General features: G+C 70.5%; 9 protein-coding genes. 8 read left to right on the top strand and 1 reads right to left on the bottom strand.

Translation table 11 applies throughout. The annotated features are described in order from the left end of the window. Nucleotides 1–184 precede the first annotated feature (184 nt). The 8 genes from ACFVH5_RS41280 to ACFVH5_RS41245 all read left to right on the top strand — a co-directional run bounded on the left by ACFVH5_RS41280 (nucleotide 185) and on the right by ACFVH5_RS41245 (nucleotide 9,645). The gene (locus ACFVH5_RS41280) at nucleotides 185–2,329 is read left to right on the top strand and encodes a hydantoinase/oxoprolinase family protein (protein WP_385838824.1); all 2,145 of its coding nucleotides are present in this window, start codon (nucleotides 185–187) and stop codon (nucleotides 2,327–2,329) included. After that, complete coding sequence (locus ACFVH5_RS41275; protein ID WP_385838823.1) at nucleotides 2,326–2,919, top strand: hypothetical protein; 594 nt, start codon at nucleotides 2,326–2,328, stop codon at nucleotides 2,917–2,919. Before ACFVH5_RS41280 ends, ACFVH5_RS41275 begins: the two co-directional genes overlap by 4 nt. 3 nt (nucleotides 2,920–2,922) lie before the next feature. Continuing rightward, a complete protein-coding gene (locus ACFVH5_RS41270; protein ID WP_385838822.1) occupies nucleotides 2,923–4,209 on the top strand; it encodes a TRAP transporter large permease subunit in 1,287 nt (428 codons plus the stop codon). A gap of 41 nt (nucleotides 4,210–4,250) precedes the next feature. Continuing rightward, nucleotides 4,251–5,288 (top strand): hypothetical protein, encoded by a 1,038-nt coding sequence (locus ACFVH5_RS41265; protein WP_385838820.1) that lies wholly within the window; start codon nucleotides 4,251–4,253, stop codon nucleotides 5,286–5,288. 187 nt (nucleotides 5,289–5,475) lie between these two features. Continuing rightward, nucleotides 5,476–6,663 carry a glycoside hydrolase family 64 protein gene (locus ACFVH5_RS41260; RefSeq protein WP_385838819.1) on the top strand — a complete coding sequence of 396 codons (1,188 nt, stop codon included), beginning with the start codon at nucleotides 5,476–5,478 and terminating at the stop codon, nucleotides 6,661–6,663. 107 nt (nucleotides 6,664–6,770) lie between these two features. After that, nucleotides 6,771–7,283, top strand: a complete 513-nt coding sequence (locus ACFVH5_RS41255) for a hypothetical protein (protein ID WP_385838818.1) — start codon at nucleotides 6,771–6,773, stop codon at nucleotides 7,281–7,283. A 170-nt stretch (nucleotides 7,284–7,453) separates the two neighbouring features. After that, nucleotides 7,454–8,965, top strand: a complete 1,512-nt coding sequence (locus ACFVH5_RS41250) for an MFS transporter (protein ID WP_385838817.1) — start codon at nucleotides 7,454–7,456, stop codon at nucleotides 8,963–8,965. Beyond that, entirely contained in the window at nucleotides 8,962–9,645 is a 684-nt protein-coding gene (locus tag ACFVH5_RS41245) for a TetR family transcriptional regulator (RefSeq protein WP_385838816.1), read from the top strand. The genes ACFVH5_RS41250 and ACFVH5_RS41245 overlap by 4 nt, the downstream gene beginning before the upstream one ends. Nucleotides 9,646–9,732: 87 nt before the next feature. Here ACFVH5_RS41245 and ACFVH5_RS41240 read toward each other — a convergent pair whose 3' ends face one another. Continuing rightward, nucleotides 9,733–11,757, bottom strand: coding sequence for an FAD-dependent oxidoreductase (locus tag ACFVH5_RS41240; protein ID WP_385838815.1), 2,025 nt, complete (start codon nucleotides 11,755–11,757; stop codon nucleotides 9,733–9,735). Between the last annotated feature and the right edge of the window lie 250 nt (nucleotides 11,758–12,007).

The raw sequence follows: 12,007 nt of genomic DNA, 5'->3' as shown, positions 1-12,007 counted from the left end.
CGGGCGAAAGCCCAAGTACGTCCAGTACGAGGGCTTCCGCCCGGCACACCGAGAGCACGCACCAGACGCCGCCCGGCCCGCCCTCCGGGCGGACGCCGGGAATTTGACGACAGGACCTAGGCGCCCGCGTCCGGCCCCACCCGGTGTCGCGCATGACTGACAGAGCACAAGGAGGTGCCCAGACATGACCACCCACAGAATCCGCGTCGGCATCGACGTCGGCGGAACCTTCACCGACGCCGTGGCCGTGGACGCCACGACACTGAGCCTGCTCGGACAGGTCAAGGTCCCCACCAGTCACCATCACGAGGACGGTGTCGCCCACGGCATCGTCGAGGCGCTGGACCGGCTGCTGAGGCAGATCGGCCGCGATCCCGCCGACGTCGCGTTCCTGGCCCACGGCACCACCCAGGCGACCAACGCCCTGCTGGAGGGCGACGTCGCCACCGTCGGACTGATCGGCATCGGCACCGGACCCGGCGCCGTCCTCACCCGCCGCCTCGCCGCCCTCGGCCGACTCGAACTCGCCCCCGGCAAACGGCTTCCGCTCGCCTACGCCCACGTGGCCGACCCCGACGACACCGGCGCCGTACGCGCCGCGGTCGAACAGGTCACCGCTGCGGGGGCCCAGGTCCTCGTCGCCACCGAGCCGTTCGCCGTCGACCGGCCCGAAGGCGAGCGGGCCGTACTGGAGACCGCCCGCGCCGCCGGTCTCCCGATGACGGCCGCGCACGAGATCACCTCGCTGTACGGGCTGCACAAGCGCACCCGGACCGCCGTCGTCAACGCGGCCATCCTGCCGCGCATGCTCGCCACCGCCGACCTCGTCGACGCGTCCATCACCAAGGCGGGCATCACCGCGCCGCTCATGGTCATGCGCTGCGACGGCGGAGTCATGGCGCTCGACGAGATGCGCCGGCGCCCCCTGCTGACCGTGCTGTCGGGACCGGCGGCCGGAGTCGCCGGCGCGCTGATGCAGGAGCGGATCAGCGAGGGCGTCTTCCTCGAAACGGGCGGCACCTCCACCGACATCAGCGTCGTACGCCGGGGCAAGGTCGCCGTCCGGCACGCCACGATGCTCGGCAAGAGCTCATACCTCAACGCCCTCGACGTCCGCACGGTCGGTGTCGGCGGCGGCTCGATGGTCCGCGTCGACCTGAACCACGGCGGCCAGGCCCGCGTCACGGCCGTCGGACCGCGCAGCGCCCATATCGCGGGGCTGCCCTACGCCTGCTTCGCCGACCCGGACGAACTGCGCGACGCCACCCTGGCCACCGTGCGTCCGATGCCCGACGACCCGGCCGACCACGCCGTCCTGGACGCGGCGGGCGGCCGGTACGCCATCACCATGACCTGCGCCGCCAACGCGCTCGGCCGCGTCCCGGAAGGGGACTTCGCGCGCTGCGACCAGGAGGTGGCGAAGGCCGCGATCGCCCCGCTCGCCGCCGCCCTGGGCGTGGACGTGCCGACGGCCGCCACCCGCATCCTCGACGCCGGCGCCGAGCAGGTGAAATCGGTGGTGGACAAGATCGTCCGCGACTACCGGCTCGACACCGACACCGCGGTCCTCGTCGGCGGCGGGGGAGGAGCCGCCACCGTCACCCCGCATCTCGCGGCGCTCACCGGCATGGAGGGCAGGATCGCCCGGCACAACGAGGTCATCAGCCCGATCGGAGTGGCCCTGGCCCTGGTGCGCGAACAGATCGAACGGATCATCCCCGGCGCCACCCAGGAACAGATCCTCGCCGTACGCGCCGAGGCCGAGCAGGCCGTCGTCGCCCAGGGCGCCGCCGCCGACGGGGTCGAGGTCGAAGTGACCGTCGACCCGCAGACCAGCACCGTCCGCGCCATCGCCACCGGCGCCACCGAACTGCGTACCCAGGACCGCTCGCACAGTGCCGACGACGGCGAACGCCTCGCCGCGGCGGCCGCCAGCCTCAAGACCGACCCGGACCGGGTCAGCGTCCTCGCCGGCACCCCCGCCCACACGGTCTACGGCACCGAGGTGCGCCGCCGGCTGCGGGCTCCCCGTCATCCCGTACGTGTGGTGGACGCCGACGGTGTCGTACGGCTGCACGCCTCCGACGCGCAGGTGGCCGCCACCACCGTCGGGGCCGCCCCCGAACTGCTGAGCAACCTCGTCCGCGAGGCGACGTCGTACGGCGACGGCGGTGTCAGGGCGCCCGCGCTGCGGCTGCTGCTCGGCTCACGGATCGCCGACCTCTCCGGGGTCCTCGACCCGCAGCCGCTGCTCGCCCTGGCCCGCAGCGAGATGCGGGACCGGGCCGCCGACGAGCCCGTGGTCGCCGTGGTGGAGGTGCGGTCATGAACCGCGCCCTCGCGACCACCGCGGACCCGGCCGCCCACCAGGCCACCGACGACCTCGATCTCGCGGTACGCCTGCTCGCCGGCACCCCCACCCACGAGGGCCGCGACCCCGCCCTCCTGCGCCGGTGGGCCGAGGCCGCCGACGCGTTCGGCGCGGCCCTCGAACCCGGGCCGTGCCGCGCCCGGATCGTGGAGCGCGACGACGGGCTCGAAGAACTGCTGCTGGCCCGCTACACCTCGCGTCCCGCCACCGTCGAGATCTACACCGACACCGTCGACCGCGCCGAGCGGCTGATCGACGATCTCGGCTGGCGCTCCTGGTACCCCGAGGGCTCCGTGCGGGCCGCGGCCCTCGCGCACGAGAGCGCGCACGAGCACTTCCACCACAAGGACACGCGGGCCGCGCTCAAGGAGGCGATCGGGCACACCGCGCTGCGGCTCGGCCGCCTCCGGATCCTCGCCCATGTCGCGGGGGCCGAGGAGATCGCCGCCCACGCCTACGCCCGTACCGTCTGCGGACTCGGCCGCAGCCCCCTCCTGCTGACCGCCGCGCTGGCCGCCGCGGTCGGCGCGCCAAGAAGAGAGAACTGAGCCATGGGTGTCGTCATCCTGCTCGTCATGGCCGCGGGTGTCGCCGCCATGCTGACCCGCAAACTGCCCACGGCGTTCGCGCTCGTCCTCCTCGCCGTCGTCATCGCCTTCGTCGCCGGCGCACCGCTGACCGGCGAGAACAGCGTCATCGACACCGTGCTCCAGGAGGGCGCGCCCGCGCTGGCCGCCACCATGATCGCGATCGTGCTGGGCTCGTGGCTCGGCAAGCTCCTGGAGGAGACGGGGGTCGCCGCCACCCTCGTACGGAAGATCGTAGAGTTCGGCGGGGATCGCCCGGTCGTCGTGGCACTCGGTGTCCTGGCGGTCTCCGCGCTCGTCGGCACCGTCACCGGCTCCGCGCCCGCCGCGATGCTCGCGGGCCTCATCGGCATCCCCGCGATGATCGCGGTCGGTATCCCGAAGGTGACCGCCGCCGGGACCATCCTCATGGGCATCGCCGTCGGCATCCCCTTCGAACTGCCGCTGTGGCAGTTCTTCTCCACCGCCCTGGAACTGCCCGTCCCGACCGTGCGCGGCTTCATGGTGAAGCTGTTCCCGTTCGCCCTGGTGGCCGCCGTCCTGTACGTGTTCGTCGAGTCGCGGCGGCGGGGCGTCGAACACACCTGGTCCCTCAAGTCCGTGCAGGAAAAGCCCCGTTCACCCAGCCGTCGGCAGCGGCTCGGCGACGCCCCCTGGTACGCGCTGCTCACCCCGGCCGTGCCGCTGATCCTCGCCCTGGGCTTCGAACTCGCCATCATCCCCTCGCTGTTGGCCGGCGTCCTGTACGCGCTGGTCACCACCACCCGCCCCCGCGAGATGAACAAGCGCCTGCTGCGCACCCTCTACGGCGGATTCGAGGTCGCCGCCCCGCCGATCGCCCTGTTCATCGCCATCGGCATCCTGCTGGCCGCGGTGAAACTGCCCGGCGCGGTCGAAGCGCTCGAACCGCTGGTGAAGGCGGTCAGCCCGCAGAACGCCGTGCTGTTCGTGGGTGTCTTCACGCTGCTCGTGCCGCTGTGCCTGTACCGGGGGCCGCTGAACGTGTTCGGGCTGGGCGCCGGTATCGCCGGTGTCCTCATCTCCACCGGGATCTACCCGGCCGCGGTCGTCCTCGGCATGGCCACCTCGTACAACCAGGTCTTCGGCGTCGCCGACCCCACCAGCACCCAGACCGTGTGGGCCGCCCAGTACGCGGGCGTCACCCCGCAGCAGGTCATGGTGCGCACCCTGCCGTACGTGTGGGCCGTCGCGCTCGGCGGGCTGTGCGTCACCGCCGCCACCTATCTCTGACCCATCTCCGACCACTTCCGCTTCTCTTCCTGGAGTCGACCATGAATGAGCCGCGTCCCGCCCGTCGTCTGTTCCTGCGTGCCGGTGCCGCCACCGGCGCCGCCCTGACCGTGGGCGGGCTCACCGCCCCGGCCGCGTCGGCCCTCACCGCGGAGGGGGCCGCCGCCCCGGCCGTGGCCGCCGCACCCGGCGGATTCCCCGACTACAAGTACGTCCGCACCCTGCTCACCCCGTCCCAGCTGAAGTACAACCCCACGGGCGAGATCATCTTCCCGTGCATCCGGGGCACGGCCGGCCGGCTCGCCAACCCGCTGGGCAGGTACTACCTGTACTACGGGCCGCACGACGCGCCCGGCGGCATCTGCCTGGCGTACGGCGACTCCCTCGAAGGCCCGTTCACGGAGTACCCGAACAACCCGATCGTCTCCAACAACTGGCAGCCGCACTACAAGGTCAGTCATGTCGCGTCCGCGCACGTGATGTGGATCGAGGCCTCCAAGGAAATGTGGATGTACTTCCACGGGGAGAACACGACGACCCGCCTGGCCCGCTCCAAGGACGGCATCAACTTCACCTACGACAAGGTCGTCCTGTCCACATCGATGTTGCCCAGCGGCACGACCGAGACGTCGTACGCCCGGGTCTTCCCGCACGAACTCCCTTCGCGCGGGGCCCACTTCGTGATGGTCTTCATGCTGAACAACACCTCCAACCACCGTGACATCCACTGGGGCTGGTCGGCCGACGGACGCAACTGGACCTTCGACCAGCAGCCGCTCGTCCGGCACGCGGACGTCGGAGCCGTCAACGTCGGCGGTCCCCACCTGCTGTACCGCAACAACAGCACGTACGTCGTCTACAACAAGGACAAGGCGAGCGGCGGCGACATGATGATCACCGAGGTCGGCAATGACTTCAGCAAGCGCACGCACCTCGGGATCTTCTACAACTCCCGCAGCGCGGCGCCGGAGAACGGCCGTGCCGCCGCCCCGTCGTTCGGTACCGACGGTGGCGTCCCGTACATGATCTACGAGGCGGGGGAGCGGCTCGCGGGGTCCATCGCGATGGCCCGCGGCTGACGTATCCGCATCCGCACCGCACGCATCTGCACACGCATCGGACCCGTTCCGCCGGGGTCGGCGCACCAGCACCAGTCGATGTTGGTCTAGACCTTGACGTGTTCGCCTCATGGGAGCACTCTGAGAGCGCTCTCATGAGGATCCGAACGGTCCGCTTCCACCTGTTAGGAGGACGAGCGTGCTAGCCATGCGAAAACTGCTGGTGCCCCTGGTCGCCGCGGCGGCTGTCGCCACGGGACTCACGACCGTGGGACCCGTGTCCCACGCCGAGGCCGCCGTGCCCACGACCATCCCGCTCGAACTCAAGAACAGCTCCGGGCGCGGCGACCAGGTCTACGTCTACGTCATCGGCACCCTGCTCTCGACCGGCCAGCAGGGGTGGGCCGACGCGAACGGCACCTTCCACGCCTGGCCCGCGGGCGGCAACCCGCCGACCCCCGCACCCGACGCCTCGATCGCCGGACCGGCCAACGGCCAGACCAAGACGATCCGCATGCCGAAGTTCTCCGGCCGGGTCTACTTCTCGTACGGCCAGAAGCTGGTCTTCAAACTGACCACCGGCGGTCTCGTGCAGCCCGCGGTGCAGAACCCGTCCGACCCGAACGCGAACATCCTCTTCAACTGGACCGAGTACACCCTGAACGACGGCGGGCTGTGGATCAACAGCACGCAGGTCGACATGTTCTCGGCCCCGTACGCGGTCGGCGTCAAGACGGCCGCCGGCACCGTCAAGACCACCGGACACCTCAAGGCCGGCGGCTACAACGCCTTCTTCAACTCCCTGCGGAGCCAGTCCGGCGGCTGGGCCAACCTCATCAGGACCCGCTCCGACGGCACCGTCCTGCGCGCGCTCGCACCCGGGCACGGCATCGAGGCCGGCGCCCTGCCGAGCACCGTCATGAACGACTACATCAACCGGGTGTGGACCAAGTACGCGAGCTCCACGCTGACGGTGACACCGTTCGCCGACCAGGCCGGCACCAAGTACTACGGCAGGGTCTCCGGCAACGTCATGAACTTCACCAACAGCGCCGGCGCGGTCGTCACCTCGTTCCAGAAGCCGGACTCGGACAGCGTCTTCGGCTGCTACAAGCTGCTGGACGCGCCCAACGACCTCGTCCGCGGCCCGATCTCCCGCACCCTGTGCGCGGGCTACAACCGCTCCACGCTCCTCACCAACTCCAACCAGCCCGACAGCGGTTCGGCCGGCTTCTACCAGGACGCGGTGACCAACCACTACGCCAAGAAGATCCACGAGCAGATGGCCGACGGCAAGGCCTACGGCTTCGCGTTCGACGACGTCGGCGCCCACGAGTCGCTGGTCAACGACGGCAACCCGCAGACGGCGTACATCACGCTCGACCCGTTCAGCTGAGCGAGCCGACAGCTGAGCCAGGCCGGTGAACGGCCGGCACTCCTTCTCCGTATCCCTCTGGAACACCTGCCCGCTCGCGCGGGACCGGAGCGGATACGGAGAGGCACGTGCCACAGGAGCGACAGCAGCCACAGCCAGGACGTACCGGCCGCCCCCTCGTCGCCCGCGCGGTGCGCGGCGTCGCCCTGGTCGGCGGCCTGGCCCTGCTGCCGCTGGCCACGGCCTGCGGCGGGGGCACGGACAAGAGCGCGGACGACAAGTCGGCGGAGACCTCCGCGATGTCCGCCCCCTCTGCCGGCGTGGTGGCCCCGGCCAAGGTCGAGGTGATCGCTGACCTGACCGGCTGCAAGGTCAAGATCCGGACCGACGCGGACGAACTGCGCGAAGGCGTCTGCGACACTGCCGACGGCGATTACCTCATCACCACCTTCCCCGCCGAGAAGTACAAGCTGACCTGGCTCGACAGTGCCTCCATGTACGGAGGCAAGTACCTCGTCGGCCCGCAGTGGGCCATCAGCGCGAAGCCGAAGATGCTGGAAACACTGCGCACGAAGGTCGGCGGGACCATCCAGGACCTGGACGCCGCGCGCACGGCGGCCCCCGGCCCGAAAGCCTCGTGACGAGACGCATTTCTTCGGTCCCTTTCTTCGGGGCCTTTCTTAGGGCCCGGGATCTTGAGTAGCCGGTGAATGGACATTCACCGGCTGTCCGAACGGGTTGGTGAACAGCCATTCATCCGCTATGTTGAATGGCTGTTCACCTTGCCATGTCTCGTGCCCGGGGAAGTGCCATGCAGGAGCCGATACCCAGGGAGCCCTCCCGCGCCGGGGGCTCCGCCACCCTGGAGAAGCTGCGCACGCGTCTGACGGTCCCGGTCCTCGCGTACGGCGGCATCCTGATGGCGGTGATGCAGACCGCCGTCGTACCGCTGCTCCCCGACCTGCCGCGGCTGACCGGATCGACCGCCGCCGTCGTGTCGTGGACCGTCACCGCGACGCTCCTCGCGGGCGCGGTGCTGACGCCGGTGCTCGGCCGCGCCGGAGACATGTACGGCAAGAAGCGCGTCCTGCTCCTCGCCCTCTCGCTGATGACCGCCGGGTCGGTGCTGTGCGCGCTGACCTCGGACATCAGGGTGCTCATCGCGGCGCGGGCGCTCCAGGGGGCCGCCGCGGCCGTCGTGCCCCTGTCGATCAGCATCCTGCGTGACGTACTGCCGCCCGAGCGGACCGTCTCCGCCGTCGCCCTCATGAGTTCCACGGTCGGTATCGGCGCGGCGCTCGGCCTGCCGCTCGCGGCGCTCATCGTGCAGTACGCGGACTGGCACACCATGTTCTGGGTGTCGGCCGCGCTGGGCGCGGCGGGCGTGGCACTCGGCTGGTGGGCGGTGGACGAGTCGGCCGTACGCCACCCGGGCCGGTTCGACACACTCGGGGCGCTCGGCCTGGCCACGGTTCTCGTCTGTCTGCTGCTGGCGGTCTCGCAGGGCGGCGAATGGGGCTGGGGCAGCCTGCCGGTGATCGCGCTGTTCACCGGCTTCGTGGTCACCCTGGCCCTGTGGTGGTGGCAGCAACTGCGCGCCGAACGGCCGCTGGTCGACCTCAGGCTGGCCGCCCGGCCCCGGGTGGCGATGCCGCACCTGACCGCCCTGCTGGTCGGATTCTCCTTCTACGCCAACTCCCTGGTCACGGCCCAGCTCGTCCAGGCGCCCACGGAGACCGGGTACGGAGTCGGCCTGTCGATCGTCGGCGCCGGACTGTGCCTGCTGCCCAACGGCGTGCTCATGCTGTTCCTGTCACCGGTCTCCGCCCGGATCTCGATGTCGCGCGGTCCCCGGGTGACGCTCGCCCTGGGGGCCGTCGTCATCGCGTGCGGGTACGGCATACGCATCCTGGACAGCCGCGACCTGTGGGTGATCATCCTGGGCGGAGCCATCGTGTCGGCGGGCACGGCTCTCGCCTACTCGGCGCTGCCCACGCTGATCCTGGCCGCGGTGCCCGCCGCGCAGACCGGCTCGGCGAGCGGCGTCAACGTGCTGATGCGGACCATCGGCCAGGCCGTGTGCAGTGCCGCCGTGGCCGCCATACTGGTGCACCACATCAGCCCGGTCGGCGGCTTGCTGCTGCCCAGCCTGCGGGGTTATCTGCTGGCCTTCGCGATGGCCGGGGCGGTCGCGCTGGCAGGATGCGCGATGGCCCTCGCGATACCGGGGGGCGCCGGGCGGGAGAAGCCCGGCCGGTCGTCGCGCCGGCGGCGCGACGGACAGGCGGCGGGAAAGCTGCTGGAGGGGGCAGGGGAGTCATGAGGTCCGCGAAGTCCTCGAAATCCTTCGAGAGGTCCACCGTGAAGTCCGTCGAGGAGTCCGCCGCGGTGTCCGTCGGGGAGCCGAAGGGTGCCGGGGTGGCCGGGACCGCGGCGGCGACGGACGGCGGCGGTCCGAGCCGCCGTGACGCCGAGGCCACCAAGGCGGCCATCCTGCGCGCGGCCCGCCATCTCCTCGCGCGCCACGCCCACGCGGACATCACGCTCAAGGCCGTGGCCGAACGGGCCGGTGTCAGCCCCCCGCTGATCATGAAGTACTTCGGCAACAAGGAGACGCTCTTCGCACGGGTGATGTCCTTCGAGGAGGACGCGGCCCTCCTGCTGGACGCACCGCTGGCCGGCCTCGGGCGCCACATGGTCCGCCACGTCCTCGTCAGCCAGAGCGAACGCGGCGCCGACCCCCTGCTGAGGATCGTCTTCGCCCCCCTCCACGGCACCCAGGGAGACACGCTCCGCGCCAACTTCCGCACCCAGGTGAGCGACCGGCTCGTCCTGCGCCTCGACGGCCCCGACGCCGGACTGCGCGCCGAACTCGCCGTCGGCATGCTGCTCGGCCTCGGCGTGATGTACGGCATCGCGCGGGGCGGCGAACTGCGCACGGCACCGCTCGACGATGTCGTTCAGCGGTACGCACCCGCTGTCCAGGCGCAGCTGACACCGTGAGCCGGCGACAGGGCCGACCGGCCGGGAGGACACCCCGACACATCGGCCCTGTCAGTCCTGTCAGCCCTGTCGACCGGACGAACACCGTCAGCCCGTATGCACCTTCAGCGCTGTCCTGACGGCGGACTCCAGGGCGCCCTCGATCCAGGCGGGCTTGACGGACGTGTGGCACCCCGCGAAGTGGATGGGCCCTTCCGATGTGGGGATGTCCGGGAACAACTCCGTGTGCTGGCCCGGAAAGAGCACCGAGGCCTCGCCGTAGGCGTAGTGGTCGCGCATCCACGACTGAGTCTTGCACTTGGTCGTGAAGAACACCTCGCAGCGCCGCCCGAAGACCGCCTGCACCCCGGCGAGCGCCCGCAGATACCGCTCCTCGTCGGCGTACGCGTCCCACTTCAGGGCGTCGTCGGACCAGCTGTAGGAGGCGAGGACGATCCCTCCGTCACTGCCCTCCATCGGATGGGCGTGCTCGAAGAACATGAACCGGTTGGCGTTGTCGCTCACCGAGCCGCCGCCCCGGACATGGGCGGCCTCGGGGTCGTCGAGCACGGCGGGCCGGAAGGCGCCGAAACACTCCTTGAGTTCACCGGGGACGGTCACCCCCAGGTCCCGTACGGTCCGGTGCGCGCCGAGGTGTCTGCCGTCCCTGACCTGGCCGTTCCTGTACCTGGTGTACAGGCCGTCCTCGATGGAGTTCAGTGCCTCCTCCCACTGCTGCTCGGTGAACTCCCACCAGCGCTGGGAGAACTCCAGCAGCACCTTGGTCGCGGCGTCGTAGTGCAGCTCGGTGACGGCCCGGCGTTTGCCGTACGTCAGCGGCGGGTCGAAGGCCACATGGCGCAGCCCGGAGAACGGCACCGTGACGATCACCTCGTCGCCCTCGAACACCTCCGTGGCGCCCCCCTTGCCGGTCTGGCAGTCCTCGGACACGGTGTGCACCCGGACCTTGCCGCCGCCGCGCTCGATGCGTACGGCACGCCTGTCGAGCCGCACCTTGCCCTTCACCGGCGCGTACAGCGCGTCGACGAGCTTCGCGGTGCCGCCCTTCAGCTCCCAGAACTTGGTCTTGGGGTCGATCAGGGCGCTGCCCAGGAAGCTGTGCAGGAAGGAGAGATGGAGCCTTGAGGTCAGGTTCTGGACGGTGCCGACGAGGTCGATGGTCCTGGTGTCGAGCCCGGCGACCTCGGTGAGGTAGCGGTACATGGACCAGTGGCCGTACCGCTTGAGGACCTTGACCCAGCCCTCGACGAGAGCCGGTCCCTCCTTGCCGCGGATGAGCAGGTGTGCCGGTTCGAGGGCGTCCGCGAGGATGGCGGCGGCGGTCCTCGTACGGTTGGGGCCCGTGACGCCGAAGGTGTCGTTGATCTTCGCCGGGTCCTCCTCGTACTCGGCCTTGCGCATATGGACGCCGTTGATGTGCATCCAGGTGCGGTTGGCCCGCTTGGCCGGGTTGTCGACCTCCACGTCCACCAGCAGGAACTCCTGGCGCGGCAGGTCGAACTTCTTGATCAGCGCCATGAGGAGCGGGTGGCTCTCGGGCAGCCGCATCGCCCCGGCCTCCGCGTACTGGGCGGGGTCGGCGAAGGGCTGTTCCCCGTTCTCGTGGCCGCCCTTGCGGAAGGTCTTGATCCGGCCGCCGACGCGGTTGTCGTTGGCCTCGATGACGACCACGTCGTGGCCCACGCGGTTGAGCAGATCGGCGGCGAGCAGACCGGCGGGACCGGCCCCCACGATCAGGACCCGTTTCGAGGCCTTGGCCCCGCTGGACGGCAGCCCGCTCTCGATGGCCTTCAGATAGGACGGGATCAAAGACTTGTCGTTCTTGTCGAAGACCACGATGGCGCGGGCGACCGTGGTGTACGCCGCCGGATCGATGCCGGGCGGCACGGCGGCCGGTGCCGTCGAGGGTGCGAGAGCGGGGCTCAGCGCGGTGGCCGGAGCGGCCGTGGCCGCGGTGAGCCCGGCGGCAAGGACCGTGGCACCGGTCACCGTGACCACCGAACGCCGTGTCGGCGGCCCGCTGTTCGCGTCGGGCAGGCCCGAAGTGGTCACGTCCGAGGTGGCCGGGGCTGCGGTGGTCGAATCCGGAGTGTTCGTGTCGTGTGTACTCATCAAGATCATGCTTGGCGCACGACCGTCGCGGAACCAGGGCATTCACACGGACGGGGAGCTCAAACCACTCGTTCCGTCATATGACGAGTGCCTGGTCAACGTCCTTGTGAGAACCGGACGTTCACCCTGGAATCCGAGGTGCCGGCCCGTCTTCTCCGGGAACCGGACCCGGACAGCCATGGCACAGCCGTGGGGCGGCCGCGAGCTCGGGAGCGGGGGGGGCCACGCGGCCAGCGGCGACGAGGGTGTA

The sequence above is a fragment of the Streptomyces sp. NPDC127119 genome (assembly GCF_042677425.1).
GTDB lineage: Bacteria > Actinomycetota > Actinomycetes > Streptomycetales > Streptomycetaceae > Streptomyces.
The sequence above is the reverse complement of the archived record's forward strand: the minus strand, read 5'-3'. Positions and strand labels throughout refer to the sequence as shown.